This window comes from Myxococcaceae bacterium JPH2 (assembly GCA_016458225.1).
Lineage (GTDB): Bacteria > Myxococcota > Myxococcia > Myxococcales > Myxococcaceae > Citreicoccus.
Map to the genome: position 1 here is coordinate 53,362 of JAEMGR010000010.1, position 26,870 is coordinate 80,231.

Annotated in this window: 26 protein-coding genes, 2 tRNA genes and 1 pseudogene; 6 read left to right on the top strand and 23 right to left on the bottom strand. The window is 68.2% G+C overall.

Annotation, left to right across the window (positions count from 1 at the left end):
• Positions 1 to 11 precede the first annotated feature (11 nt).
• From JGU66_17560 to JGU66_17570, 3 genes are all read left to right on the top strand, one after another.
• Entirely contained in the window at positions 12 to 809 is a 798-nt protein-coding gene (locus JGU66_17560) for an SDR family oxidoreductase (GenBank protein MBJ6762581.1), read from the top strand.
• Positions 810 to 845: 36 nt separating this feature from the next.
• Positions 846 to 1,304 carry an SCP2 sterol-binding domain-containing protein gene (locus JGU66_17565; GenBank protein MBJ6762582.1) on the top strand — a complete coding sequence of 153 codons (459 nt, stop codon included), beginning with the start codon at positions 846 to 848 and terminating at the stop codon, positions 1,302 to 1,304.
• 76 nt (positions 1,305 to 1,380) lie between these two features.
• Positions 1,381 to 2,451: an LLM class flavin-dependent oxidoreductase gene (locus JGU66_17570; protein ID MBJ6762583.1), complete on the top strand. Its 1,071-nt coding sequence runs from the start codon at positions 1,381 to 1,383 to the stop codon at positions 2,449 to 2,451.
• Here the strand turns inward: JGU66_17570 and JGU66_17575 are convergent.
• Together JGU66_17575 and JGU66_17580 are read right to left on the bottom strand one after the other, a co-directional pair.
• Positions 2,432 to 3,343, bottom strand: coding sequence for an SDR family NAD(P)-dependent oxidoreductase (locus JGU66_17575; GenBank protein MBJ6762584.1), 912 nt, complete (start codon positions 3,341 to 3,343; stop codon positions 2,432 to 2,434). The two genes, JGU66_17570 and JGU66_17575, sit on opposite strands and share 20 nt — an antisense overlap.
• 32 nt (positions 3,344 to 3,375) lie before the next feature.
• The gene (locus tag JGU66_17580) at positions 3,376 to 4,287 is read right to left on the bottom strand and encodes an acyl-CoA desaturase (GenBank protein ID MBJ6762585.1); all 912 of its coding nucleotides are present in this window, start codon (positions 4,285 to 4,287) and stop codon (positions 3,376 to 3,378) included.
• Between the two features lie 541 nt (positions 4,288 to 4,828).
• Between JGU66_17580 and JGU66_17585 the strand changes: the two genes are divergently transcribed.
• The gene (locus JGU66_17585; GenBank protein ID MBJ6762586.1) at positions 4,829 to 5,470 is read left to right on the top strand and encodes a hypothetical protein; all 642 of its coding nucleotides are present in this window, start codon (positions 4,829 to 4,831) and stop codon (positions 5,468 to 5,470) included.
• Between the two features lie 58 nt (positions 5,471 to 5,528).
• Here the strand turns inward: JGU66_17585 and JGU66_17590 are convergent.
• Positions 5,529 to 6,007, bottom strand: a pseudogene (locus JGU66_17590) (hypothetical protein).
• 69 nt (positions 6,008 to 6,076) lie between these two features.
• On the opposite strand from JGU66_17590, the gene JGU66_17595 reads away from it, so the two are divergent.
• Positions 6,077 to 6,514, top strand: coding sequence for a TetR family transcriptional regulator (locus JGU66_17595; protein ID MBJ6762587.1), 438 nt, complete (start codon positions 6,077 to 6,079; stop codon positions 6,512 to 6,514).
• Between the two features lie 413 nt (positions 6,515 to 6,927).
• On the opposite strand, the gene JGU66_17600 is transcribed toward JGU66_17595, so the two are convergent.
• The 17 genes from JGU66_17600 to JGU66_17680 form a co-directional block, all read right to left on the bottom strand.
• Positions 6,928 to 7,004, bottom strand: a tRNA-Pro gene (locus JGU66_17600).
• Between the two features lie 83 nt (positions 7,005 to 7,087).
• Positions 7,088 to 7,474: an integration host factor subunit alpha gene (locus JGU66_17605; protein ID MBJ6762588.1), complete on the bottom strand. Its 387-nt coding sequence runs from the start codon at positions 7,472 to 7,474 to the stop codon at positions 7,088 to 7,090.
• 97 nt (positions 7,475 to 7,571) lie between these two features.
• Positions 7,572 to 9,986 carry a phenylalanine--tRNA ligase subunit beta gene (locus tag JGU66_17610; protein ID MBJ6762589.1) on the bottom strand — a complete coding sequence of 805 codons (2,415 nt, stop codon included), beginning with the start codon at positions 9,984 to 9,986 and terminating at the stop codon, positions 7,572 to 7,574.
• A gap of 30 nt (positions 9,987 to 10,016) precedes the next feature.
• Positions 10,017 to 11,066 carry a phenylalanine--tRNA ligase subunit alpha gene (pheS, locus tag JGU66_17615; protein ID MBJ6762590.1) on the bottom strand — a complete coding sequence of 350 codons (1,050 nt, stop codon included), beginning with the start codon at positions 11,064 to 11,066 and terminating at the stop codon, positions 10,017 to 10,019.
• Positions 11,067 to 11,224: 158 nt separating this feature from the next.
• On the bottom strand, positions 11,225 to 11,572 hold the full coding sequence (gene rplT / locus JGU66_17620; protein ID MBJ6762591.1) for a 50S ribosomal protein L20: 348 nt from the start codon (positions 11,570 to 11,572) through the stop codon (positions 11,225 to 11,227).
• A gap of 88 nt (positions 11,573 to 11,660) precedes the next feature.
• Positions 11,661 to 11,867: a 50S ribosomal protein L35 gene (rpmI, locus tag JGU66_17625; protein MBJ6762592.1), complete on the bottom strand. Its 207-nt coding sequence runs from the start codon at positions 11,865 to 11,867 to the stop codon at positions 11,661 to 11,663.
• A gap of 95 nt (positions 11,868 to 11,962) precedes the next feature.
• Entirely contained in the window at positions 11,963 to 12,706 is a 744-nt protein-coding gene (gene infC, locus JGU66_17630; protein MBJ6762593.1) for a translation initiation factor IF-3, read from the bottom strand.
• Positions 12,707 to 12,812: 106 nt separating this feature from the next.
• A complete protein-coding gene (thrS, locus tag JGU66_17635) occupies positions 12,813 to 14,741 on the bottom strand; it encodes a threonine--tRNA ligase (protein MBJ6762594.1) in 1,929 nt (642 codons plus the stop codon).
• Between the two features lie 76 nt (positions 14,742 to 14,817).
• Positions 14,818 to 14,889: transfer RNA gene (locus tag JGU66_17640), tRNA-Val, on the bottom strand.
• Positions 14,890 to 14,990: 101 nt separating this feature from the next.
• Complete coding sequence (locus JGU66_17645; protein MBJ6762595.1) at positions 14,991 to 15,677, bottom strand: uracil-DNA glycosylase; 687 nt, start codon at positions 15,675 to 15,677, stop codon at positions 14,991 to 14,993.
• The gene (locus JGU66_17650) at positions 15,674 to 16,531 is read right to left on the bottom strand and encodes a hypothetical protein (protein ID MBJ6762596.1); all 858 of its coding nucleotides are present in this window, start codon (positions 16,529 to 16,531) and stop codon (positions 15,674 to 15,676) included. The genes JGU66_17645 and JGU66_17650 overlap by 4 nt, the downstream gene beginning before the upstream one ends.
• On the bottom strand, positions 16,528 to 17,631 hold the full coding sequence (locus JGU66_17655; protein ID MBJ6762597.1) for an AI-2E family transporter: 1,104 nt from the start codon (positions 17,629 to 17,631) through the stop codon (positions 16,528 to 16,530). The genes JGU66_17650 and JGU66_17655 overlap by 4 nt, the downstream gene beginning before the upstream one ends.
• A 120-nt stretch (positions 17,632 to 17,751) precedes the next feature.
• Entirely contained in the window at positions 17,752 to 18,528 is a 777-nt protein-coding gene (locus JGU66_17660; protein ID MBJ6762598.1) for a FecR domain-containing protein, read from the bottom strand.
• Positions 18,525 to 18,890, bottom strand: a complete 366-nt coding sequence (locus tag JGU66_17665) for a PEGA domain-containing protein (protein MBJ6762599.1) — start codon at positions 18,888 to 18,890, stop codon at positions 18,525 to 18,527. Before JGU66_17665 ends, JGU66_17660 begins: the two co-directional genes overlap by 4 nt.
• Positions 18,887 to 20,074: a flagellar assembly protein T N-terminal domain-containing protein gene (locus JGU66_17670; protein ID MBJ6762600.1), complete on the bottom strand. Its 1,188-nt coding sequence runs from the start codon at positions 20,072 to 20,074 to the stop codon at positions 18,887 to 18,889. Before JGU66_17670 ends, JGU66_17665 begins: the two co-directional genes overlap by 4 nt.
• A 19-nt stretch (positions 20,075 to 20,093) precedes the next feature.
• Complete coding sequence (locus JGU66_17675; protein MBJ6762601.1) at positions 20,094 to 20,903, bottom strand: hypothetical protein; 810 nt, start codon at positions 20,901 to 20,903, stop codon at positions 20,094 to 20,096.
• A gap of 152 nt (positions 20,904 to 21,055) precedes the next feature.
• Complete coding sequence (locus JGU66_17680; protein ID MBJ6762602.1) at positions 21,056 to 21,391, bottom strand: PilZ domain-containing protein; 336 nt, start codon at positions 21,389 to 21,391, stop codon at positions 21,056 to 21,058.
• Positions 21,392 to 21,685: 294 nt separating this feature from the next.
• Here JGU66_17680 and JGU66_17685 point away from each other — a divergent pair, with 294 nt between their 5' ends.
• Positions 21,686 to 22,423 carry an FKBP-type peptidyl-prolyl cis-trans isomerase gene (locus JGU66_17685; protein ID MBJ6762603.1) on the top strand — a complete coding sequence of 246 codons (738 nt, stop codon included), beginning with the start codon at positions 21,686 to 21,688 and terminating at the stop codon, positions 22,421 to 22,423.
• A 55-nt stretch (positions 22,424 to 22,478) separates the two neighbouring features.
• Here JGU66_17685 and JGU66_17690 read toward each other — a convergent pair whose 3' ends face one another.
• The 3 genes from JGU66_17690 to JGU66_17700 form a co-directional block, all read right to left on the bottom strand.
• The gene (locus JGU66_17690) at positions 22,479 to 24,605 is read right to left on the bottom strand and encodes a hypothetical protein (protein ID MBJ6762604.1); all 2,127 of its coding nucleotides are present in this window, start codon (positions 24,603 to 24,605) and stop codon (positions 22,479 to 22,481) included.
• Between the two features lie 86 nt (positions 24,606 to 24,691).
• Complete coding sequence (locus tag JGU66_17695; protein MBJ6762605.1) at positions 24,692 to 24,895, bottom strand: cold-shock protein; 204 nt, start codon at positions 24,893 to 24,895, stop codon at positions 24,692 to 24,694.
• Positions 24,896 to 25,013: 118 nt separating this feature from the next.
• Positions 25,014 to 26,864: a M2 family metallopeptidase gene (locus tag JGU66_17700; protein ID MBJ6762606.1), complete on the bottom strand. Its 1,851-nt coding sequence runs from the start codon at positions 26,862 to 26,864 to the stop codon at positions 25,014 to 25,016.
• Positions 26,865 to 26,870: the final 6 nt, after the last annotated feature.

The window sequence follows — 26,870 nt, forward strand, 5'->3', positions numbered from 1 at the left end:
ACGCTCGCGCCATGGATTTCTTTGAAGGCAAACGCGTGGTCATCACCGGAGCCTCCAGTGGAATTGGCGCCGAGCTGGCCACGCAGCTCGCCGTGAAGAAAGCCAGACTCACGCTCGCCGCCCGGAACCTGGAGCGACTCCAAGAGGTCGCCAACGCCTGCCAGAAGGCCGAAGCCGCGGCGCTGGCCGTGCGCGCGGACGTCGCCCGCGAGGACGACTGCCGCGTCCTGATGGAAAAGGCGGTGGCCTTCGGCGGCGGCCTCGACATCGCCATCCTCAACGCCGGCATCTCCATGTACTCCCGCTTCGAGGACATCCGGGACCTCTCCATCTTCAACACCCTGATGCAGACCAACTTCATGGGCGCCGTGTACTGCACGCGCTACGCGCTGCCCGCCCTGAAGGAGTCCAAGGGTCGCCTCGTCGTCGTCTCCAGCCTGGGCGGCAAGACAGGGTTGCCCACCCGCAGCGCCTACGCCGCCAGCAAGCACGCCCTCCACGGCTTCTTCGAGTCGCTCCGGGGCGAGCTGCACGCCTCGGGCGTCCGCATCACCATCGTCTGCCCAGGGCCCGTGCTGACCGAAGTGCGGCAGCGAGCCCTCAGCTCCGACGGCACCGCGCTGGGGCACACGTCCATCGACGAGTCGGGCTCCATGAGCGCCGCGGAGTGCGCGCGGCGCATCCTGGAGGCGACGCGCAAGGGCAAGCGCGAGGAGATCATGACGGTGGCGGGCAAGGTGGGGCAGTACGCCCGGCTCTTCGTCCCGGGAGTGATTGACCGCATCGTGCGCAAGAAAGTCGGCCTGTAGTCCCACCCGAAGGTGTGAAGGCGTGAAGGACGACGGATGAATCCTGGCATCCACTGGTTCATGAATGGCCTGTCGCTCGGAACGGGGCTGATGGGAGGCGCCATCAACACCCAGAAGGTGGACCTGCGCGGCACCCGAGGCATCGGCAACATCGAGCTTCCGGGCACGCCCCCCACGGGCTGGCACCTCGACGTCCGCGACGAGCACTTCTGGGTTCGCAAAGGCTTGCACCCCACCCCCGCGGCGACCATCCGACTGAAGGAGGAGACCTTCCTCCAACTGCTCGACGGGACCCTGAGTTCCGCCACGGCGATCATGACGGGTCGGGTTCAAGTCCAGGGGGACGCGCACTTCGGCCTCATCTTCATCGCGCTGTGCAGTCAGTTCCGCGTCCTGGCCACCGGAGAGTCGCGCATGGGCCGAGCGCTCGCGCGCGTCATCCTTCGCCGAGCGGGGCGGCCCCCCGTGCAACCGGAAGCCCGCGCCTCCTCCTGAAGCACCTCGACGCTTCACGCCACGCCCCGTCCCCCGCATTCAGGGCCCGCGCTCCGCGGCCCCAGGAGCCCCGCGCATGAAGTTCTCCCTGTTCTTCGAAATGCAGATCGCCGACCCGACCCGGCAGACCGAGACCCAGCTCTTCCGAGACTCGGTCGACCAAGCCGTCCTCGCGGACACGCTTGGCTACGACGGAATCTGGGTCGTCGAGCACCATGGCCTGCGCGAGTACTCACACTCGTCCGCGCCGGAGATCTTCCTCGCCTATGTGGCGGCGCGCACCCAGCGCATCCGCCTGGGCCACGGCGTGACGCTGACGCCCCAGCGCTACAACCACCCCATGCGCATCGCCGAGCGCATCGCCACGCTCGACATCCTCTCGGGTGGACGCGTGAACTGGGGTTCGGGCAAGTCCTCCTCGCTCGTCGAGCAGATGGCCTTCGAGGTCAGCATCCCGCAGCTCCACGAGCAGTGGCTCGAGGCGCTGGAGATGATTCCGCGCATGTGGCAGTCGGACGTCTTCGAGTTCAAGGGGAAGTACTACAAGATTCCCCCCACCCAGGTGATTCCCAAGCCCGTGCAGCAGCCGCACCCGCCCATGTTCGCGGCGTGCTCGAAGCCCGAGTCCGCCGCCGCCGTCGGCGCACTGGGCCTGGGCGCGCTGAACTTCGCGGTGGGGAGCGACCAGTATCTCGCGGAGAAGGTCCGCGCCTACCGAGAGGCCGTCGGCCGCGCGAAGCCCACCGCATGGCAGAAGAACAACCACTTCGCGTGCTCACCGCCCACGCTGGTCCTCGACGACGATCGCAAGGCCTGCGAGTACGGCCTGCGCGGCGCGCGCTTCTTCGGCGAGTCCATGTTCCAGTACTACCTCTCCGGGACACGGCCCATTGGGCGTCTGGCCATTCCCCGGGACTTCCTGCCAGAGGACGAGCTGAGCGAGGCCATGGCCTATCGCAACCAGCCCGGCTCCCCCGCCGGTTACATCATCGGAGACCCCGAACACGCCCGCGAGTCCGTCAAGCGCTTCGCTGACGCGGGCATCGATGAGCTGCTCATGGTCATGCAGCTCGGCACGGTGCCGCACGAGTTGGTGATGGAGTCCCTGCGCACCTTCGCGGAGAAGGTCATTCCCCACTTCCGCTAGGCGAGCTCCCCGGCTCGGTCACGCGCGCAGTGCCCGCGTGGCCGAACCGTCCTCGTCCCGCGACGTAGGCGGCGAACACCTTGCCCAGCCAGAGCAGCAGGCCCGGGGCCAGGCGCTTCAGGTAGTACAGGAGCCACGCCTCCCACGTGACGGGCACCACGGCCCGGTTGCGGCGGATGGCGGACAGCACGACCTTCGCCACCCGCTCCGGGCCATAGCGCCGACGATGAAAGAGGTCCGCGGTCCGAGCCCGCGCGGCCGTATCGCCATACTCACCCCGAGCCCGCGCATTCTCGGTGATGGCGGTGTCCGTCATCCCGGGACAGAGCGTCGTCACGCCAATGCCATACCGACTGAGGTCCGCCCGAAGCGCCTCGCTCAGTCCAAACACGGCGTACTTGGTGGTGCCATACGCGGCGAAGGGCTCCGTGGCGAAGAAGCCCGTCAGCGACGAGACATTGACCACGTGGCCGCCCTGTCCTCGGGCAATCATTCCCGGGAGGAAGAAATGGCAGCCATGGATGACGCCGAAGAGATTGATGGAGACGATCCAATCCCAGTCATCCAGCGGCGTCTCCACGAAGCGGGCCCCCAGGGCCACGCCCGCGTTGTTCACGAGGATGTCGAGCACGCCCACCTCGCGCTCCACCTCGGCGGCGAAGGCGCGCATCGCCTCGCGGTCCGCCACGTCCACCTGACGGGAGAAGACCTCTCGGCCACGCGAGGAGATCTCCCGCGCCACCTCCGCGAGCCGCCCCGCGTCCCGGTCGCACACCACCAGGTGCGCCCCCTCGTCCGCGAGCGCCAGCGCCGTAGCCCGCCCGATTCCACTGGCGGCGCCCGTCACCAAGGCCCGCTTCCCCGTCAGCGCCAGGCCGCGTCGCCAACCCATGCCCGCTCCCTTCCGCGGCACGCTGACCGCCATCAGGTGGCCCGCCCGGCGACTTCCGCACTGGGGAGGAGGCGCGCCTGCTGCTGCTCGGCGGAGATCTCCACCACATCCCAGGCGAGGCCCACGCGGCGCATCCCGTGGATGACCATCGCGGAGGGATCCACTTCCCACCACTGCAGGCCATGCGAGGCGGAGCGCGGGAAGGCATGGTGGTTGTGGTGCCACGAATCACCGAGCGTGGGGAGCGACAACCAGAAGACATTCCGAGCCTCATCCTGGGTCTCGAAGCGCTTGGTCCCCACCACGTGGCAGACGGAGTTGATGCAGAACGTCACGTGGTGCAGGAGCACGATGCGGATCAGCCCGCCCCAGAACAACCCGCCGAGCCCCCCCTGCCACGTCCCCGTGACGAGGAAGCCCACGGCACCCGGGATGACGATGGACAGGAACACCAGCGCCGGGAACGCCGAGTCGATGAACCGCATCCCGCGGTCCTCGAGGAGGTCGCGCGAGAACAACGTCCGCTGGGCCTCGCCCTGCGTCTTGATCAACCAGCCGACGTGGGCATACCAGAACCCCCGTACGCGGTCGCCGAGCCCAGGGCCATAGTTGACGTGAGGGCTGTGCGGATCACCCTCCTGGTCCGCGCAGGAGTGGTGCTTGCGGTGATCCGTCACCCACTCGATGACGGGGCCCTGCGCCGCCGTCGAGCCCATCACCGCGAAGAGGTACTGAATGGCCTTGTGGGTCTTGAACGCACGGTGGGTCAGGAGTCGGTGATAGCCAATGGCGATCCCCAGGGCGGACAGGACATACGTCACGGAGAGAATGGCGAGGTCCGTGGGGGTCACCCATCGCTTCCAGCAGACGACGATGGCGACGTCCAGGAAGAGAAAGCCAAGAAGGACCGCGAGAGCGTTTTGGATTTGCTTGGCGCGCGTCATGGGACGGGCTCCTGTTACCGGGGGGACAGGACGGCCAATGACAACCGAACTCAGAGCGTACGAGGTGGGAAGGCGCGGCATGCTAACTGCCGCTCAGTCACCACGTCCCTTGCCCTGGAGTCGGAGGCGCAGGCGGATTCCAGACACACTTCGGCGCTCCAGGGCAGCAGGTGCCAAATCGCATCCACGCCACTATCCTTGGGAGGGAATTATCTTGCGGCGGACACTGAATCCCGGTGTCCTGTTCGCCTGGGGAACTGGATGTGGCTCCATTCCATTCCTCGGCAGGCGGGCGCGCGCGGAAGGCGTGAGGCAGTCTGGGATTCCGCGCGATCGAGGTGTCTGGGAATCAGCGCAGCACGCGGAGTCATGCCTGGTCGGGCCCGCGAGAACCCTCCGGAGTGCACGAAAGGAAACCCGCATGTCCGAGTACAGAAGGTCCGAGGTCAGACGGAGTGATTACCCGCGAGATCCCCCACAGCGCAATCGCAGCGGAGGCCGTCGGAGCACTTCACGGGGTCGCTCCAGTGCGCGCAGCAACATGCAGACCTTCGTCGACAACTCGACGGAGTTCACGCGCGAAGTGGGCCGACTGGCGAGGGCCTGGAGCGACGCCACCACGGAGATGGTGGCGGGAAGCACGCAGGTCCTGGGCGATCTCGCCATCGACGTAGCGGAGTCCTTCCTCGGCGTGGGTGACTACGAGGAGGACACCGACTACGAGCACGACCACGACGAGGCGGACGAAGACTACGACTACGACGAGGAACCCGAGACGCGGTCCGAGTACGAGCCCGACGCGGACTACGAAGCGCAGCCGCCCCCGGAAGGCTACCGCCGTCGAGGCTACCGAGGCCGCGCGGCGGACATCCAACGCGAGGCCCGAGTCCGAGGGACCGACGTAGCGAACAGCTTCTCGCGAGCCCTGCGAGAGTCCTCGCACATCCTCGGTCGCTCGCTGGATCGCTTCTACGATTCCTACGACGACGACCGCCCGGAGCAGCAAGGCTCCGAGACCCGCTCACGCTCCGGCCGAGGCCGTCGCTACTCGGTCGAGCGCCGCGTACGCAGAGGTCCCCCCTCGGGCGTGGTGGACGCGCAGGGCCGCCCCGTCGAGAGCCAGTCGAGCACCAGCGTGAAGGTGGAGCGCAGCAGCCACGAGAAGGGCCCCACTTCCACCTGAGCCCCCGGAACACGAAGGCCCTGGAGTCACCGGCACACGCCGATGCTCCAGGGCCTTCTCACATTCGGGCCGCGCCTCGAAGCGCACATCCGCGGCGCTGCCCTGCACCGCGTGACTGCGAGTCACCTGTCAGCAGATATTGCATGACATTGCCCCAACCCACGGTTTGAACCCAGTGCGCCGTGCCTCCGCCGAAGCGGAAGATGCCGCGATCAAGCTCGATCTGCGCGACCGTCGCGTCGTCCGAGGCAAGCGTGATGTCCGCAGCAAGCATCAGCTCGATTCCAAGCGTCAGACATTTGCCATGGACCGCAATGACAAACAGCTTCGTCCGCGCGGGGCTATGGGTCGCCCACGGGTCCACTCCCGCGGCACGAAAGAGCTGCTCGGCATCCCCTGACGCGGAAACACATCCATCAGGTCGAGCCCTGCCGTGAACAGGGTTCCGTGCGCGAACAACAGGATGACGCGGACCTCCGGGTCCGACTCCGCCCGAGAAAACGCGCCCGACAGTTGTTCGAGCATCGCGCCGTTCATGGCGTTGCGCTTTTCGGGTCGCGGAGGGGGGGGCGCCAGATCAAGGAGCGAGGCGTCCTCGGCGCTGGAGTGGACGGCATCGCACGAGGTGTCGGCCTGACGGGAGCGGCCCTCTACTCGCACTTCGACTCGAAGCAGGACTTTCTCTGCGCCATCCTGCGCGAGGAGCTGGGGGCCACTGCGCGGAGGTTCCTCTCGGCGAACACGACGTTCGACGAGATGCTCGCGCGGTACCTGAGCCTCGCCCATACGAGAGCCCCCACCCAGGGATGCGCGCTACCCGCCATCACCTCGGACGTCGCCCGAGCAGATGCGTCCGTTCGGCAGGCATTCAGCGGCACACTCACGGAAGTGGTGGACGCTCTCGTCCAGAGAGTGGGCAGCCGCGAGGCCGCGCTTGGCATCCTCGCCGCCGCGCAGGGAGCGGTCACCCTGGCACGAGCACTGCCCGACGACGCGGAGGCCCAGGCCCTGCCCAGGCCCTCCTGGACTCCGCCGCGAAGCTGATCAAGTCAGCGTTAGCGCGGAGCACGAAGGGCGCCACTGACGGTCAACCCGCCGCGAGCCCACGGCGACGCGACGACATCCAGGACCGTCCTACCGGGCGGCATCCCGCGAAGCACTCGCCAGCGCCAGCGCGAAGGAAGCGCATGCAGGCACGGCCGAACCAGCAGGCCCTCCCTCTCGACACCCACCAGGCCGGCACCGGGCCCTGCGAGGCCCAACGCGGGCGAGACAGGCGGCTACACGGCGCGAGGCCGCGACCCGTCGAGCGTCGTCAAGCAAGCCTCCCTGGGTCGGACGACCTCTCATCAGCGCGACCCGCACAGGATGCGAGCGGCCTCGCTGGCGCCTCGTGCCCCCAAAAGGTGAAGGCCCTGGAGTCACCGGCTTTGACACCGGAACTCCAGGGCCTTCGATGGTCGGGGCGACAGGATTTGAACCTGCGACCACTTGCACCCCAAGCAAGTGCGCTACCAGGCTGCGCTACGCCCCGGCGTTGCCGTCGTGAAACGGTGCGCCCTTATGCCCCTACACGACGACGAGGTCAAGCAAGAGCAGCGGGCACCGTGTGAAAACTCAATCCTCCCCCTCGTCCATGCCCTCGTCGAAGTCCTCGCCACGCGCCTCGGCCGCATCCAACGCAGCCTCCTCGCGCGCGTCGATCTCCGCGTGATCCTCGGGCGGAGCCTCGCCGTTCAGCGCGCTCTTCAACACCTGGCTCGGCCGAAAGGTCAGTACGCGACGGGCGGAGATCTCGATCTCCTTGCCCGTCTGCGGATTGCGGCCCACCCGCGCCTTCTTCTGGCGCACCTGGAAGTTTCCGAACCCGGAGATCTTGATCTTGTCCCCGCGCTCCAACGTCTCCTTCAAGGTGTCGAACACGAGTTCCACGATCTCCGCCGACTCCTTCTTGGAGAAGCCGACCTTCTCGTAGACCCCCTCGATGATGTCCGCCTTCGTCATGCGAGCCCCTCTGGCACCCTTCCGCGCGGTGAAACGCGGGGGACGATGCTGGCAGCCTTCCAGGAGGCGTGTCAACCTCCTGACTTCATTCAGGAATTCAGGCTCGCAGCGCGGCCCCCAGCCGCTGGTTCACCTCGGTGATGATCCGCTGGTGCGCCGTGGTGACCTCCACGTCCGTGAGCGTGCGCTCCGGTGAGCGGTAGCGCAGCGCGTACGCGAGGTTCTTCTTCCCCTCGGGGATGGGCTTGCCCGTGTACACGTCGAACACGAGCGCGTCCTCCACCAGCGGCGCCCCCACTTCCAGGATGACCCGGCGAACCTCCTCGTTCGCCAGCTCCACCGGGACCACCACCGCGAGATCTCGCAGCACCGCCGGGTACTTCGGCAAGGGCTGGCTCTCGGCCACCAGACGCGACGCCGCGTACAGCGGCTCCGTGTCCAGCTCGAACACGAGCACGCCCTCGGGCAGCCCCAGCGCCTTCGTCACGCGGGGATGAACCTCGCCCACGTGCCCCAGCACCGTCCCGTCCGCGAGCGCCACCTGGGCACACGTGCGCGGGTGGTATGCCGGCCGCTCGGCGGACGAGAAGGTCGCGCCCGTGACGTGCAGCTCGTGGAGCAGCGCCTCCACGGCGCCCTTGGCGTCGTAGAAGTCCATCCGCGCGTCCTTCTGCGTCCAGCTCCGTCCCCCGCCGCGGAGGCCCCAGAGCAGGCCCGCCACACGCGGCACCTCGCGCGCGGCCGGGCGCATCCCCTGCCCGCCCTGCGCGTCGCGGTAGTAGGCCCGCCCCGTCTCGTACAGGGCCACCGACTCCACCTGGTGGCGCACGCTGCGCGAGAGGTTCTCCAGCAGGCCCGGCAGCAGGCTCGTCCGCATCACCGACTGCTCGACGCTGAGCGGATTCACCAGGGCGATCGGCGCGTCCTTCGCCCCGAGAACCTCCAGGCTCTTTGGCGCGACGAACGAGTAGTTCACCACCTCGTTCAGCCCCGCGCCGCTCAGCGCATGGCGCAGGCGCCGCTCGGCCTCCGCGGAGGCAGGCTCGGGCACCAGCGTGTCCAGGCCACGCGGCAGGCGGGCCGGGATGTTGTCGTAGCCGAAGACGCGAGCAACCTCCTCCATGAGGTCCTCCTCGCGCTCCACGTCCACGCGCGCCCGAGGCACGTCATACGTCGTCTGCCCCTCGCCCTCCTCCACGGCCTTGAACCCCAGCGCGCCGAGGATGCGCCGGCACTCGGCCTCCGCCACCGCCACACCGAGCACGCGCTCCACGCGGCCATAGCGCAGCGTCACGCGACGCGCGGGCTTGGGCTCGGGATAGACGTCCACCCGCCCCGGCGCCACCGTGCCACCCGACAGCTCCGCGATGAGCTGCGCGGCCCGATCCACCGCGGGGATGACGGCATCCAGGTCCGTGCCTCGCTCGAACCGGTGCGACGCCTCGGTGTGCAGCGCGTGCCGCTTCGCCGTGCGCCGCACGCTGGAGCCCACGAAGTGCGCCGACTCCAGCACGATGCGCGTCGTGCCCTGCGACACCTCGCTGTCCCCGCCTCCCATCACGCCCGCGATGGCCTGCGGCCGGTCGCGATCGCAGATGAGCAAGTCATCCGGATCCAGCGCGCGCTCCCTGCCATCGAGCGTGTGCATCTTCTCGCCGCGCCCTGCCGTACGCACGACGATCTCCGGGCCCGCCAGCTTGTCCAGGTCGAACGCGTGCAGCGGCTGCCCGTACTCGAGGAGCACGTAGTTGGTGACGTCCACCACGTTGTTGATGGCGCGCACGCCGCACGACTTCAGCCGCTCCTGCATCCACGCCGGAGACGGGCGAATGGTGACGTTCTCCACCACGCGCGCCGCATAGCGCGTGCAGCGGGTCGCGTCCTCGATGCGCACCTTCACGCGCTCGGAGGCCGGAGCACCGGACTCGGCCAGCTTCGGCTGAGGCAGCTTCAGCGCGGCGCCCGTCACCACGCCGACCTCACGCGCCACGCCCAGGTGGCTCAGCGCGTCCGGTCGGTTCGGCGTGACGTTCACCTCCAGCACCGAGTCATCCAGCCCCAGCGCCTCGGCCACCGGCGCGCCCAGCTTCGCGTCCGGCGCGAGGATGAGCAGCCCCGAGGAGTCCTCGGTGAGGCCCAGCTCCTTCGCCGAGCACAGCATGCCGAAGCTCTCCACGCCTCGGAGCGCGGCCTGCTTGATCTCCATCCCGTTGGGCAGCTTCGCTCCCGCCGTCGCCAGCGGAACGCGGTCGCCCACTTTGTAGTTCTTCGCGCCGCACACCACTTGGAGCATCGCGGAGCCGCCGATGTCCACCTGGGTGACGGACAGCTTGTCCGCGTTGGGGTGCTGCACGGACTCGCGGATCTGCGCCACCACCACGCCGCGCAGTCCCTCGCCCGGGCGCTCCACGCCCTCGATCTCCAGCCCCGCCGCGGTCAGCTTGCGCGCCAGCTCGTCCACCGACGGCGGCAGCGCCACGTAATCGCCGAGCCACTTCACCGAAATCTTCACAGGTCCACCTTCTTGCTCACCAGGCTGGAATCAGAACTGCTCGAGGAAGCGCGCGTCGTTCTCGAACATCATCCGCAGGTCGTCGATGCGGTAGCGCAGCATCGCGATGCGCTCCACGCCCATGCCGAACGCGTAGCCCGTCACCTCGCCCGGGTCATAGCCCGCCGCGGTGAACACGTTGGGATGCACCATCCCGCTCCCCAGGACCTCCAGCCACCCCGTCTGCTTGCAGATGCGGCAGCCCTTGCCGCCGCACGACGTGCAGGAGATGTCCACCTCGGCCGACGGCTCGGTGAACGGGAAGAACGAGGGACGGAAGCGCGTGCGCGTGTCCGCGCCGAAGAACGCGCGCACGAACGCGGCCAGCGTGCCCTTCAGCTCCGCGAAGCTCACGTCCTTGTCCACCAGCAGGCCTTCCACCTGGTGGAACATCGGCGTGTGCGTGATGTCCGAGTCGCGGCGGTACACGCGCCCCGGCATCACCGCACGCACCGGCGGCTTCTTCGCCAGCATGTGCCGCACCTGGACCGGCGACGTATGGGTGCGCAGCAGCGACGGGCTGTCCGCCTTGCGCGCGTGCCCCAGCGTGGACTCGTCCACGTAGAACGTGTCCTGCATGTCCCGCGCGGGGTGATCCTTGGGCAGGTTCAGCGCCTCGAAGTTGAAGTAGTCCAGCTCGATCTCCGGACCCACCGCCACCTCGAACCCCAGCCGCGCGAACGTCCGGACAATGTCCTCCATCGTCCGCGACACCGGGTGCCGACTCCCCGGCGCCACGCCGCGCCCAGGCAACGTCACGTCCAGCTTCGGGCCCTTGAGCTGCGCCTCCAGCGCGGCCTCCTCGGCCCGGCGCGTGGCGTCCGCCAGGAGCTGCTCCAGCTCCGCCTTCACGCTGTTGGCAATCTCGCCCAGCGCTCTGCGCTCATCGGGAGGCAGCTTGCCCATCCCGCCCAGGACACTGGACAGCTCACCCTTCTTGCCCAGGTAGCGAATCCGCAGCGCTTCCACCGCGGGCAGCTCCGAGGCGCCGGCAATCTCCTGCCGGGCCGCGTCCGCCAGCGCCTGCAACCGGTCTCGCATGGTCCTCTTCCGCCTTCCGTTTCACACTCCGTGCGCCCCAAGGCGACGGGCAAAAAAAAGGGCCGCCCCGTCACCGGAGGCAGCCCGTTTCGTCCAGCGGGGCGACCTTCCGGCCACCCTCGCGTGTTCTGGTCGCCGGCTTTCGAGCCGGACGTGTATCAGGCCGCCTTCGCGATGTTGGCGACGGCCGCAAAGCCCGCGGGATCCGCGATGGCCATGTCGGACAGGACCTTGCGGTCCAGCGCGACCTGCGCCTTGGCGAGCCCGGCGATCAGCTTCGAGTAGGACATGCCCACGGTACGGGCCGCCGCGTTGATGCGAACGATCCACAGCGAGCGGAAGTTCCGCTTGCGGGCCGCACGGTCACGAGCAGCGTAGTCCAGAGCGCGCTCGACCGCCTGGTTGGCGCGCTTGTAGCAGTTCTTCCGGCGGCCGCGGTAACCCTTGGCCAGCTTCAGAATCCGATTACGACGGCGACGAGCCTTGAAACCCTTCTTGACGCGCATGACACACTCCTGACTGCTTCAGTGGCGGTCCCGGGCGCCGGCTTCTCGCCGCTCCTCCAGGACTCACGGATGATCCAGGCCCGACTGCTCAGGCCCCGTAGGGGAACAGCTCCTTGATGACCTTCTTCGCGTCCATGTCGCGCAGGTGGCTGGTGCCACGGTTGCCGCGCTTCGACTTGGGCGTCTTGGAGAAGGTGAACAGGTGCTTGCTGAAGGCCTTACCAAACTTGACCTTGCCGCCCTTCTTCACCTGGAAGCGCTTCTTCGCGCTGCTACGGGTCTTCAACTTGGGCATTGTCCCAATCCTTCCTTCCACTCAGTAAGCCGTCGGCATCGCGGCGTCCGGCATGTTGCGCCTAAGGCTTCAGCCGCAGCCGACAGCCTGTATCACTATTTCGTTCCGCCCGGTGCGGCGTTCCCCGTGGCCGGAACCATTCCCGCCTGGGCCGCCACGACCGGAGCTGCCTCGGAGCCCTTGCTGCCGCTCGAGCCAGCCTCCACCTTCCCGCCCTCGCCCACCTTCGTGCCCTCACCGGGCTTTGCTTCTGCCTTCTTCGCGGCGGCGTCGGCCTGCTGTCGCGCGAGCTCACGGGCCCGCTGAGCGACCTTCGGGCTCGGCGCGAGGATCATGAACATCTGCCGCCCTTCCATGCGCGGCACCTGCTCGACGACCGCCACTTCCTTCAGATCCTTCACCACGTCATCAAGGATGGCGCTGCCCAGCTCCTTGTGGGTGATTTCGCGGCCACGAAACATGATCGTGACCTTCGCCTTGTTTCCTTCTTCCAGGAAGCGGCGAACGTTGCGGACCTTGAACTCGTAATCGTGCTCTTCCGTCTTGGGACGGAGCTTCACCTCTTTGAGGTGGACCACGACCTGCTTCTTCTTGGCTTCCGAGGCTTTTTTCTTCTCCTCGTACTTGAACTTGCCGTAGTCCATGATCTTGCAGACCGGCGGCTTCGCCATCGGATTGACCTCTACAAGGTCAAGCCCATCCGATTGCGCCCGTTCCAGGGCTGCTTCGATCGACATGACGCCGAGCTGCTCGGCGTTCGGTCCTACGACGCGGACCTCCCGAGCACGGATACGCCGATTCGTTCTTTGATCGCGAACGATGTGAACATCCTCCGAAATCGGGAGGTTGGGCCTGCCTCCCCCCCTCGAAAGTGCGCCAACATACTTAGGTGCGACAGGGAGTCAAGGCCCTACAGCAGGGGTCTCGACGGATCTGCCGCCCGCTTTACGGGAGGGCGCCCTCCTTGGCCAGGACCGCCTCGAAGTCCGCGAGCTTCATGCTCTTGAGGTCCTCTCCGCCATAGCGGCGCGGGGCCACGCCGCCCGCTTCGACCTCGGCGTCACCCACCACCAGGGTGAACGGAACCTTCTGGATCTGCGCCTCGCGAATCTTCGCGTTGAGCGTCATCCCGCGCTCATCCACCTCGACGCGGTAGCCCTTGGCCCGGAGGTCGTCGCGGACCTTCCGCGCGTAGTCGAGCTGGCGGTCCGCCACGGTGACGAGCACCGCCTGGATCGGCGCCAGCCACGCCGGGAACGCACCGGCGAAGTGCTCGATGAGGATGGCCGTGAAGCGCTCGAACGAGCCGAAGATCGCCCGGTGCAGAACCACCGGCCGGTGCTCGGCGTTGTCCTCGCCGATGTAGTTCAGGTCGAAGCGCTGCGGCGCCAGGTAGTCCAGTTGCATGGTACCCAGCTGCCAGCGGCGGCCGATGCTGTCAGACACCGTGAAGTCGATCTTCGGGCCATAGAAGGCGCCATCGCCCGGAGCCAGCTCGTACGCCAGGCCCAGCGACTCCAGCGCCGTCTTCAGGCCGCCCTCGGCGCGATCCCAGAGCGAGTCATCCCCGAGGCGCTGCTCGGGACGCGTGGACAGCTTCACCGCATAGGTGAGCCCGACCGCCTTGTAGACGCGGTCCAGCAACTTCACGAAGCGCCGCACCTCGTCGGTGATCTGGCTCTCCATGCAGTAGATGTGGGCGTCGTCCTGCGCGAACTGGCGCACGCGGGTGAGGCCGCCGAGCGAACCCGCCGCCTCGTTCCGGTGCAGCACATCCTGCGTGTGGAGCCGCAGGGGCAGGTCGCGATAGCTGTGCCGCTTGAAGCCGAAGTACAGGTGATGCGACGGGCAGTTCATCGGCTTGAGCGAGAAGTCGTGCTCCCCCGTCTCGTTGTCGAGCACGAGGAACATGTTCTCCTTGTACTTGCCCCAGTGGCCGCTGGTCTCCCAGAGCCCCTTGTTGAACATCAGGGGCGTCTTGATCTCCACGTAGCCATCGCCCGCCGTCAGGCCGCGCATCCAGTCGGAGAGCGTCTGGTAGAGCGCGGTGCCCTTCGGGGTCCAGAAGGCGGCGCCAGGCGCGTACGGGTGGAAGTGGAAGAGATCCAGCTCCTTGCCCAGCTTGCGGTGGTCGCGCTTCTTCGACTCCTCGATGCGCGTCACGTACTCCTGCAGCGCCTTCTTGTCGAAGAAGGCCGTGCCGTAGATGCGCTGGAGCATCGGGTTGCGGTGGTCGCCGCGCCAGTACGCGCCGCTGGAGGAGAGGATCTTGATGACGCCGATCTTCCCGGTGCTCGGAGCGTGGGGCCCCAGGCAGAAGTCCACCCAGTCGCCGTGGGTGTAGAGCGTGAGCGTCTTGGCGCCCTTCGCGGCGATGTCCTTGACGATCTCGACCTTGAAGGTCTCGCCCTTCTGCTCGAAGAGGCGAACGGCGTCCTCCATGGAGATCTCGGTGCGGACAAACGCCTCGTCCTTCTTCAGGAGCGCGTTCGCCTCGGCCTCGATCTTCTCCAGGTCCTCCGGCGTGAAGGGCTTCTCGCGGAAGAAGTCGTAGTAGAAGCCCTCCTCCGTCGACGGGCCGATGGTGACCTGCGTCCCGGGGAAGAGGCGCTGCACGGCGCTGGCCACCACGTGGGCCGCGTCATGGCGGATGAGGTCCAGACCCTCGGGGCTCTTGGAGGTGAAGATCTGGAGCTTCACGTCCTCGGTGAGCGGGCGGGACATGTCCATGTCCTGACCGTTTGCCCGCGCGAAGAGCGCGGCCTTGGCCAACCCGGCCCCGATGCCCTCCCGCACGAAATCGCCGATGGTGGTTCCCCGGGCCGTCTGCTTCTGGCTGCCGTCGGGGAGCGTCACCGTGATCATTTCGGACATGAGCAAGACCTCGGAAATGCCGCGGGCGGCAGGCTTGTGGAAGCCATGCCGCCCGCTGTTTAAACGCTTACTGTGTTGGGTCGTAGTGGGATCGAACCACTGACCCCTACCGTGTCAAGGTAGTGCTCTACCGCTGAGCTAACGACCCGTCGTGCTGAGGTGCGCGGGGAATAGCAGTGGGCTCCCTCACCTGTCAAGAGAACACCGACACATGCCTGCACTCTTCTTTCGGCGCGCTCCAAACCGGCCTCACGCCCCGCTCGCCAGCAAGGTGTGAACGCGGGCCATCACTGCGTCGAACATGGCTGGGGTGAGCCGGCCGGTCTGCGTGTTCTGCTGGCTGACGTGGTAGCAGCCCACCAGCGTTCGCCCGCCCGGCAGGGGCAGCTCGGCGCCATGGCCGAACGCTGGTCGCGGCGAGGGAATCACGACGCCGGTCCGAGCCAACGCCACCAGCGCGGCGTTCCAGCCAATGGCCCCCAGCGCGAGCAGCACCCGAGCGGGCAGCAGCGCCAGCTCCCGGTCCATGAAGGGGGCACAGCGGGCCAGCTCCTCCGGCTCGGGCTTGTTGTCCGGGGGCGCACACCGCCCCGCCGCGACGATGAACGCGTCCTTCAGGCGGAGCCCGTCGTCGCGATGCTCGCTCGTCGGCTGGTTCGCGAAGCCCGCGCGGTGAAGTCCCGCGAAGAGGAAGTCCCCGGAGCGGTCGCCCGTGAACATCCGCCCTGTCCGGTTCGCCCCATGAGCGGCTGGCGCCAACCCCACCAGGACGAGCCGAGCCCGCGGATCACCAAACCCCGGCACGGGGCGGCCCCAGTAGGTCCAATCCCGGTAGGCCCGTCGCTTCACCCGGGCCACTTCCTCGCGCCACTCCACGAGGCGAGGGCAGGCACGGCACTCCACGATGTCCTGATGCAGCCGCTCCCACTTCGTCACTGCGCGCCTCCACGCACCGCGGCCTCCAGCCGCTCCACCCAGGCCCGAGCCATCGCCAGCGACTTCGCGTCGTCACCGACCTCCAGCTCCAGCTCGGCTCCGGGCGTCAGGCTGAACAGCGCGACCAGGGCCTCCTCATCCGGGGGCCCCTGGACACGCACCCGCCTGCCCAGCGCCCAGCGCCGCGGCGGTCTCACGGTGCCCTGCCCTTCCATCCAGGCCACCCGGGCCCAGGATCCACGAAGCCCCTGCCACCACTCCACGGGGGCTGTGGAGGACTCAGCGGCTGGAGGCTCGGGCGGATTCGGCGTGGCTTCGGAGGGCTCCTTCGACGCGACCTGGGAGAGATCCACCACCTTCATCCCTGGGAGCCAGACGAGTTCTCCCCAGGCCGCCAGCGTCGCTTCGTCGCGGGTGCGGGGCATCCAGGTCACCCGCCTCGGCCGCAGCGCGGCGATCCGCGTGGCCTGATCCGTCTCCAGGCTTCCCCGGATGTCCACGGCCACCGGGCGCGGACCGAGCCGATACCAATCCCCCGAGACCATCGCCGCGTCCAGCCACACTCCTACCCGAGGCGCGTGGCGGAACTGCTGGACCTGGGCATCTCGCAGTGGAGGACGCAGCTCGACGTAGGCCTCGGGGAAGCGCGCCACGGCATCCATCGTCGAATCCCGCAGCATGTTCGAGTGCGTGCGCAGCCACAGCACGGTTCCGCTGGCGGCCAGACTCCGCAGTTGCTCGGGATCCACTGACTCGTTGACGCGCAGGTGCAGACGGTATCCGGACAACGCCAGGGTCCGAGGCCCCGGAGACTGCGCGAGCATCGCCGCCACCACCAGCGCCGCGGGCGTCACGGGCCTCGCGCCTCGCCCAGATACAGCGCCGTGCGGCGATAGCGCTGAATGACCACGCGCAGCACCACCTTCAGGATGGCACTGGCGGGCACCGCGAGGAGGATGCCCACGAAGCCGAACAGCTCTCCGAAGGCGAGCACCGCGATGATGACCGCCACCGGGGCCAGCCCCACCTTCTCGCCCACCACGCGCGGCGTGATGACGAGCCCTTCGGCAGCCTGCGCGACGATGAACGTGGCAGCCACCACGGCGAACTGCCACGGGCCTTGCCACGACAACAGGACGCCCAGCAACGACAGCACCACTCCGATGCCCGTCCCCAGGTACGGCACCATGTTGCCGAAGCCCGCGAGCACGCCGATCACGATGGCCAGGTCAATGCGGGCCACCGACAGCCCCGACACGTACAGCACCGACAGGATGGCTCCAACCGTGAGCTGGCCTCGCACGAACGCGGACAGCACCTCATCCACTTCGCGGAATCGGCCACTCACGAGCGTCACGGCTCGACGGGGCAGCAGCGCCTGCACGCGTTCGACGAGCGCGGGGTAGTCCTTGAGGAAGAAGAACGCGAGCACCGGCACCACCGCCAACCCCAGCAGCGTGGCCACGAAGCGCGCTGTGTTGCCCGCGAAGCTCGCGACCAATCGCGCCGCGGTGGGGCCCGCGCTCTGGAGCAGCTCGGAGGCCTTCTCGCCCATCTCCGCCGCGCGACGGCTCACCAGTTCGGGCAGGGAGACACCGAGGAGCGCCTCGATTCGCGGCACGACCTCGGTGCTCGCGCGCTGGAAGAACTCTGGCAGCTTCGCCGCCTCGTCGCGGAACACCGGCACGAGGTAGAGCATCGCGCCCACCCACACGAGCAGGCCCGCGACGAAGACACATGTGGTCCCCAGCGCTCGCCGCATCCCTCGTCGCTCGAGCGCCGTCACGAGCGGGTTCAGGGCATACGCGCCCGTCAGCGCGAGCAACACCGGCACCGCCACGCCCCCGAAGACGGACAACAGCGCGAACACCCAACCCAACGAGCCCACCATCACCGCGGACCAGATGAAGTCGATGCGACGTCCCTCGGCTTCAGGCAAGGACTCCGACTCCACGAGGTGCAAGTGTGGCTCGGGGGCGGGAGCGGGCTTGGGCTCTACCCGAGGATTGCTCGCGCGGCCACGACCTTGGATGCGACGTGCGATGACGTTCTCCTCCCGAAGCTACGGCTGGGGCTACGGCGCCTTCGTTGGCTGATTGCGCTTCACGAACTGCCCGAACGCATCGTTCGCCACCTTGCGGTCCAACGCACCGACCGTGGCCTTGCCCAGCTCACCGTCCACCCGGACCTGACGGTCCTTCTGAAGCTGGATGAAGGTCTGCTCCCACTCATCCAGCGACACTTCATGCGGCCCATCCACCTGCACGCGCCCCGACGGTCCGGGCTTGGGAGGTGCTGTTCCGCCCTTCCCCGCGGCCTTTCGCACGCGCGCCGCGACCTGCACCTGCCCCTCCGAGACCTGCACCAATGTCGAGGGAGACAGCGCGCCCGCGACGGTCGGCGCCGCGGCATCCACGCGGAACATCGTGCCGCGCACACCCGCCACCGCTCGGTCCGTCTCCACCTCGAACTTGGCGGAGGAGCCCGCCAGCGCCTTCTTCACGCTCGCCCAGACCTTGCCCAGGCCGAGCCTGGCGACGAAGCCCTTGCGTTCCTGTCCCTCGAAGTCCGCCTCGCTGATGAACAACCGGCTGCGCTCCCCGAGCATCAGCACGCTGCCATCGTTCAACACGAGCTTGAGGTTCGACGCGGCGCCCACCTCCAGCGTGTCCCGCACCTCGATGTCCGAGCCCACGTTCAGCGACTGCGCGGAACCTTGCTCGGGTGCTCGCGAGGCCGTGCCTTCGAGCACTTCCACGCGACCGATGGCCGCGAAGGCCCAGCTTGGAGCCAGCACGACGAGCAGCAGCCACCGAGCGAATTGAAGCCATCCTCCGCGCTGTCGCGTCACGGTGTCCCTCCCCCGCTGGGGGTGCCCGAGGCGCGCAACTGAATGTGCAGCGTCGCGCGCGCGCCACTGGCCTCGTAGTAGGTCGTGTAGGGCCAAAAGCCCTGCTTCCGCACGTCGATCTGGTGCAGGCCCTCGCCCACGCCGAGCCCTCGTGGAGAGCCCGCGAAGTCGCGACACATGCCCTGCGGCACCCCGTCCAACGACACCTCGGCGTCCGATGGATCGCACCGCAGCACGAGATCACCGCGTGGAGTGCCCGCCGTGCGCATCAGCTCGCGCGCCCGCGCCATCGTCGCGGGCTCAGGCTGGCTCGACGCGCAGCCCGTCCAGGCCACCACTCCCATCCAAAGCACGAACCTCATCGCGCCACGGTCAGCTCGAGTCGATTGCCACTCACCGCCGTCACCCGCACCTTCCGCTTCTGATACGTCGCCGCGCCCAGGCTCTCCGCCAGCGTGTCGGTCCCACCGAGGTACGTCACGTCGAAGCGCGCCTTGCCCTCGGCGAACTCGCCCGCCTTGACGTCTCGCACGCCTTGAACCGACTGCGCGAGGACCTTCTGGAACGCGCGCACCGCCGCGTAGTCCGGCAGCCCCACCACCGTCATCGCCACCACGTTCCCGTTCTGCTCGGCCTGCGCGAGGTGCTCCAGCACCGCCTTGCGCACCTCGGCGACAATCTTGGCGCCGCGCACCTTGGCGATGTTGAACGACGTCCGCTCATACGACGTCACGGGCGCCTGTCCGGTGCTGGCGTTCCCGCTGTTGAACGCGTCCGTCAGCCGCGCGAGCTGCGTGCCCGAGTCCGTGGCGAACACCGCCAGCTCCCACTCGCCCGCCACCGGGTAATAGCCAACGTCCTTCACCAGCTCCTTCGTGGTGCCGAGCACGCCCTCATGCCGGAACGTCACCGTCCCCGAGATGACGTAGTCCGCCACGCGCAGGTCCTGGATGATCTTCTTGTCCGGCGTCGTCAGAGAGACCCCTGAACTCACCTCCAGTTTCCCGGCCGCGAACGAGGGGTCGATGATCCGCCAGCCGTCCTTGCGAAACGTCTCGGTGAGCACCTGGGTCAGTACGGAGCTGCTGGTGATGACCTTCTCGGGACTGATGGACTGCTCGCTCAAGACGATGAGCAGCTTGCTGCCCCCGAGCCTTCGCACCAGGGCCTGCGCGGCCTGGAGATCCTTGTCGAGTTCAGCGGTGCCGACCTCCGCGCGCACCGTGACGCGCGTCACTCCGCCCTCGTCCTTGCGCTCCAGGACCTCGTACTTGCGCACGTAGCCCGCGCTGTTCGTGAAGACGCGATCGCTGAGCAACTGGCTGTTCGAGGTGAGCGTGTCCGAGGACACCAGCACTCCCGCCACCTGCTCCACCGCTTCGCGGAGCGCCGCGTTGCGCGCATCGGTGAAGGCCTTCTCGCGGTTGCCGTCGACGATGGCGGCCTCGCCCGTCGCTTCCTTCACCACCGTCGCGGGCGCCGTGGGTTCCGCGGCCACGGCCAGGCAGGACAGCAACACGCATAGGACAGAGAGCTTCCAGGACATACGTCGCGTCCTCACAGGACTACTGGGTGACGATGACGACCCGGCCCTCGGCCAGGAAGCGCGTGTTCACCTCGGACAGGGCTCGCGCGCCCTCGGCGGCGAGCACCAGGTCCGAGCCCTGGAGCTGCTGGGCCTTCACCACCAGCGGCTTGTCCCCGACGAGCGCCGCCTTCTTCGCCGCGTCCAGGCTGTCCATCCACGAAGCCACCGCCGTGGTCGAGCGAGCCTCCTGGGACAACGCCGCAGAGCCATAGAGCGCCTTGCCCGCGGTATCCACCAACCGAGGCGCCAGCACCGGCTTCGCGTTCAAACCTCGCGCATCCACCACGAGCCCCGTGTAGCGACGGGCCCCTTCGGCGTTCAGCACGATGGCGGGCTCCGCGGCCGGAGCGGCGAGCGCGGAGGTGATGGCGGCCAGTGGCACCTCCACGTCCATCTCCACGCCGCTGTCCGAGAAGTACCGCTTGGCCACGACCTTGTAGCCCTTGATGGCGCCCTCGACGCGGCCACGCACCTCGTCGCGCCCCATCTCGTCGCCCACCGTGCGGGTGGCGCTGACCTGGATGCCGCGCGCCTGCTCGATGAGGTTGCGGAAGGCGTCCAGCTTGGCGGCACGCTCGGCGCCCAACCGGGCCTGCGCCGGATTCGCCGCCTTGAGGTCCGGCGCTCCCGAGCCCGTGGCCCGAAGCACCTGGCCCTCCCAATTGACCCCGCGCGTCGCCGAGCGCACGGCTTCGGTGGCAGCGGGTGTGGCGGGCTTCACGTCCTTGCCCTGGCCCAGCGCCGTCAACGGCACGGCCAGCAACAACCCCCACAACGAGTGCCTCACGGGAACTCCTCCGGGACTCACCGCGTCACCAGCGAGCCGACAGGACAGAATCGCTGGCATTCAAGGGGGGCGCTTCGCGGGAAGTCAAGGCGAGCCGCCGCCGCGAACCCCTTCGGACGACCGTGGGTCCGCACGCGGCGCGACACCTCGCGTCAGCCCTCGTCGTTGTGGCTATCGACGTAGTCGTCGATCATCCGACGGTGCCGCTCGGTCAGCAGCGTGAAGCGCACGCCCGAGCGATCCGCCTTGCGCGGCGTCTCCAGCCAGTCCCGCACCACCTCGCCCTCGGCGTAGATGATCTCCTCCGAGCCGGGGAGCTGGAACTGGAGGCCCACGCGACGCGCGTGGTGCTGCGGCTCCAACAGCCGCGAGAGGCTCACGCCCTCCTGGCTGATGTCCGCCGCGCGCGCCATGTACGGCACGCCGCCCATGTACTTGTTCAGATAGATGTCGAGGGGCGCCCGCTTCGACTTCCGCTTCTCGCTCATCGGTCATGGCCTCCGGCTGGTGCAACAGGATGCTTCGTCGTTGAAGCAGCGCGGCCAGGGTAGAGGCACTCACTCCCCACGCAAGAAAACGACCGGCCTCCGCGCATGAGGGCTCGCGAGCGGGCCATTCGCAGCGCCGCTCGCTGGATTCTTCGCGCGGGACTGTGTGCGCGGGCCATCACTCGCGCTCGCCTCCGATGTGCGCCGCGCGCGTTTCACACACGAGGCCACATGCGCACCCCCTATAGTCGCGCCGCTCTCTTGAAAGGCGGAAGCATGCGAAGGACGACATGGATGACGGCCCTGGTGCTCGCGCTCGGCGCGACGGGCGTCCAGGCCCAGACGGCTCCGGCCGCGAAGCCGGCCCCCAAGGCCAGCAAGCCCGATACGGGCACGAAGCCCTCGACGACCGAGGCCGCGACCTCGTCGGCCGGGCTGGAGACGGAGGACCAGAAGACCGTCTATGCCCTGGGCCTGTCGGTGGGGAAGGACCTGTCCCTGTTCGCCCTCTCCCCGGCCGAGGTGGAGGTCCTCCACCGGGGCATGCAGGACGGACTCAACGGCGCGACGCCCGCCGTGAAGCTGGAGGACTACGCGCCCAAGATCCAGGCGCTCGCGAAGTCGCGCCAGGCGCAGGTCAACGCGAACTACCTGGAGCGCGCGGCCAAGGAGCCGGGCGCGACGAAGCTGCCCTCGGGCGTCATCTACCGCGAGGTGAAGGCCGGCCAGGGCAAGACGCCGCGCGCCACCGACACCGTGAAGGTGCATTACCGCGGCACGCTGGTGGACGGCACCGAGTTTGACAGCTCCTACGGCCGTGGCCTGCCCGTCGAGTTCCCGCTCAACGGCGTCATCCCCTGCTGGACGCAGGGCGTGCAGAAGATGAAGGTGGGCGGCAAGGCCAAACTGACGTGCCCGGGCAGCACCGCCTACGGCGAGCGCCCGCCCCAGGGCTCGCGCATCCCGCCCAACGCCGTGCTCGTGTTCGACGTGGAGCTGGTGGAGATCCCCGGAGATACGTCCGCGAAGTAGCGCTCCGCGCGCGGTGCCTCCCCGCCTCCTGCGCGGGAAGGCACCGCCGCGGCCCTTACGGCTGCTTCACCGCCGTCTCGGTCGCGCGCAGCAGCGAATCGGCGCTCACCGGGGCCCCCGTCGCGTTGCGCATCCACTCATCGGGGGTCACCGCGCCCTCCTTCGCCATGCGCTCGAACTCCGCGCCCAGCGGACCCTTGCGCTTGAGCTGCTCCTCGATCTGGAACGCGATGAGGTGGCCGATCGGGTAGTCCGGCAGGTACAGCGGGTAGCTGATCATGTGGCTGTAGATGCCGAGCAGCGGGCTGCCCTTCCCGCCCAGCACCGGCGCGTAGTACCGGTCCCACGTGTCCCGCGAGATGGCCACCACCGCGTCGCGCAGCTGCGCGGGCGTCGCGTCCGGGTGCTCGTACATCCAATGCCACGTGGCCATGTCCACCAGCGCCACGCCGGCGATCTCCCAGGCCTGCCAGAAGTCGTTGAGCACGCGCTCACGCTCGCTCGACGCGTCGGACTTGCCCAGCCCCAGCAGCTCCAGGTCGCGGGCCTGGAACACGAAGGCCAGCGCCTCCGTGAAGGCGTTGTTGGGCACGCCCGCGAGCAACGTGTGGTCCACCTCGTAGAGGCTGAACACCTGCTCCACGTTGTGCCCCAGCTCGTGCACCGCGATGTTGTAGCCCTTGTAGTTCATGCCTCCGGGCTCCACGCGCGTGCGCAGGTGCGGGAAGTCACCGCGCCGCATGGCCTGCTGTGCGTGGCCCGCGCCGCGCGAGGGGTCCACCCGGATGTGCTCGGCCAGGAACTGCGCCTTCTCCTTCGTGAAGCCCAGGCCCTGGAGGATGCGCGGGATGTCCTTCGCGAAGGCGTCCGCCGTGGGATAGCGCTTGCGCGTGAGGGCATCCAGCTGCGCCTCGGGCACCTTGCCGCCCGGCTTGAAGCCCGCGAACCAGAGGTCCTGCGGCTCCAGCGGCCGCCCCAGGCGCGTCTGGATGATGCGGGCCACCTGCGGCACCAGCGGCGACGTGAGCAGCTGCGTGAGCATCGCGCGCACGCGCTCCTCGGGCAGCTCGCGCCCCAGCTCGAAGCTGCGGGCGATCTGCGTGGGCGCCACCGGCGAATAGGGGTCCGCCTCGCGCGCCGTGCGGTAGTTCCCCAGCAGCCGCGCGTAGCGGGTGTCCGGCTCCGGAGCGAGGTCCGCCTTCGCCTCGCGGGCCGGCGCGTTCTCCTCCACCTCGGCGGCGGGCGCCACCGTCACCGCGTTGGTGAAGGGGTTCCAGTCCACGCGGGGATTGTCGATGACGGCCGCTGGAATCGTCTGCGTGACGATGCGCTCCATCACCTGGATGATCATCCGCTGCTTGGCGATGCCCTGCGGATCCGCGTAGTCCGCCTTCAGCTCGTCGCGCAGGTTCCAGTGGCTGATGAGGCGCAGCCCCTTGGGGAACAGCCGCTGCCCCTGCGCGTCCAGCAGGTGGTGCATCCAGACGTTGTACTCGGCGATGTAGAGGTTCGCGGCCGCGATGGACTGCGCCTGGTGCTGCTGAACCTCCGCCGGGATGCGCCGGTTGAAGCGCGCGGTGAGGCGCGCCTCCGCCCACTGACGCCGCGTCCACGTGGAGCCCTGCGTCGTGCGCTCCGCCAGCGTGCTCTGCGGGAAGTTGAGCAACACCACGAAGCCCACCCGCGCGCGGAACAAGTCCGACACCAGGTTCGACGAGGGGTCATACGCCGCCAGCAACGGCTCCACCGGCAACAGCGGCCCCAGGTCCAGGTCCGTGTACCACTGGAGCTCGCGCCCCATCTCGTTCATGTGCCCATCGAGCTGCTCGAACAGCCGCTCCATGCGCGCGAACGTCGCGTCGAGCAGCTTCGGATCCGAGACGAACTGCTCCCGCGCGAACTCGGCCAGGTCCCCATCCTCGGGCCGCCAGAGCGCTGCCACCTGCGTCAGGCCTCGCTCGATGCGCGCGCGCTGCGCCTCGCCATGCTTCGCGACCAGCTCCGCCTTCAGCGCGGAGAGGTCCGCCTGAGGTTGAGGTGCGGTGGCGGCGGGCGGTGGCGCCGGGGCGGCCTCCTTCGACGGCGAAGGGGCTGCGGGCACGGGAGACGTGGTCGCGCAGCCGAGCGCGGCCAGCAGCGGAAACAGGCGGGCGCGAGAGGCCCGGGATTTTCTCAGGGACACGAGGGCTCCAAAAACACGAAGGTCCGACCCTGGGAAGGATCGGACCCTCATGTTGAATCAGGAAGTCGTCCGAACGACAGACGGGATCACGCCGCGCGAACGTTCTGCGCCTGCAGACCCTTCGGGCCGCGGGTCACGTCGAACTCCACCTTCTGGCCCTCGGCCAGGGTGCGGAACCCGTCCATGTTGATGGCCGAGTGATGGCAGAACACGTCCTCACCGCCACCGTCCTGGGTGATGAAGCCGAAGCCCTTCGCGTCGTTGAACCACTTCACGGTACCAGTCGCCATTGCCTTCTTCTTCTTTCCATCTCGGACGCGAAGATCCGCCGCCCGGTCTCGGCAGAGTCAACCCAGCAAGACGGGCGAGAATTTATTCGTCCAGGTTTCCCACGTCTAGCCCGCAACCTCACCAGCCACACTTCTGGCCCTGGTTCTGCTCCTGGAGCCAGCGGCGCAGCGGCGCGAAGTACTCGAGCATCGGGGTGGCATCCATCTGCCGCGTGCCCGTCATGGCGTAGAGCGCGTCGGGCCACGGCTTGCTGGCGCCCATCTCGAGCATGGCCTGCAGCCGCTTTCCGGCCTCCTTGTTCCCGTAGATGGAGCACTCGTGGAGCGCGCCCTTGTAGCCGGCCGCCTCGCACAGCGCCTTGTGGAACTGGAACTGGAGGATGCGCGCCAGGAAGTAGCGCGTGTACGGCACGTTGGCCGGCACGTGGTACTTGGCGCCCGCGTCGAAGTCCTGCTCGTTGCGCGCCACCGGGGCGCTGACGCCCTGGTACTTCTCGCGCATCGCCCACCAGGACTTGTTGTAGTCCGCCGGCTTCACCTTCCCGGAGAACACGTCCCAGCGCCACTGATCCACCAGCAGGCCGAAGGGCAGGAACGCGACCTTCTCGAGGGCGTCCTTCAGCTGCAGGTTGATGAGGTTCTTGTCGTTCTTCTCCACCGCCTTGAGCAGGCCGAGCTGCTGCAGGTAGGCCGGGGTGATGGAGAGCGTGAGCGCGTCACCGATGGCCTCGTGGAAGCCGTCGTTGGCGCCCGCCTGGAAGAGCACCGGGAGCTGGTAGTAGTAGGTGTAGTAGTAGTTGTGGCCCAGTTCGTGGTGGATGGTGATCAGATCCTCCTCGGTGGGCTTGATGCACATCTTCACGCGCAGATCGTTGTCGAACGAGACGTCCCACGCGCTGGCGTGACAGACGACGTCGCGGTCGCGCGGCTTGGTGAACTGCGAGCGCTCCCAGAACGACGGCGGCAGCGACTTGAGGCCCATCGAGGTGAAGAACTTCTCGCCGAGCTTCACCATCTTCTGCGCGTCATAGCCCTGCGCCTGCATGGCGCCATCCACGTCCAGGCTGGCCTGACCGGGGTACGGCTCGACGAGCGGGTAGATGTTGTTCCACTCCTGCGCCCACATGTTGCCGAGCAGGTGCGCGGGGATCGGCTTGCCCGCGGGCACGTTGGCCTCGCCGTACTGCTTGGCCAGACGGCCGCGCACGTAGCAGTGCAGCTCGTCGTACATGGGCTTGACCTGGCCCCAGAGCCGCTGCGCGTCCTTCTCGAACTCCGCGGGCGTCATGTCGTAGCTGGAGCGCCAGAGCGTGCCCAGGTCGTTGAAGCCGATGTCCTTGGCGCCCTCGTTGGAGAGCGTCACGAGCTGCTCGTACAGCGGGCGCATGGGGCGCGAGATGGCGTGCCAGCCGCGCCACGCGTCCAGCAGCTCCTCGTAGTTGCGGCTCTTGGCCATCACATCGGACAGCTCCTCCAGGTCGCGGCAGGTGCCCTTGCCGTCCTTGCCGCAGTACTTGCCCTTGCCGTACAGGCCCTCCAGCTTCGCGGCCGTGGCGGCGAGCTGCGCGCGCTTGCCCGCGTCCGCCGGGGCCGGCAGCGTCTGGGACACCTGGAGCAGGTGGATCATCCGGGCGGTGTCCGGATCCAGCTTCAGCCCGTCAAAGCGGCGGGACGCCTTGATGGCGGTGTTGGTGAAGGCCATGACCTCCTCGTTGACGGAGGCGGCGTTCCGCTCGGTGTCGTCCGTGATGTACGTGGACTTGATCCACTCGGCGGTCGACTGCTTCACCCACAGCCGCTTGAGGTCGGCGTTCAGCGACTGGACGAACTTCTTCGCCTCTTCGGGGGTGGCCTTGGCGGCCGGAGCGCGCGGAACACGCGTCTCCTGAGCCGCCGACGGCAGGGCCGTCAGCGCGAGGACGGCCAGGAGCGCTCGCATCCGGGGCTGCACAGTGAGGGGTCGGGTCATGGGGGC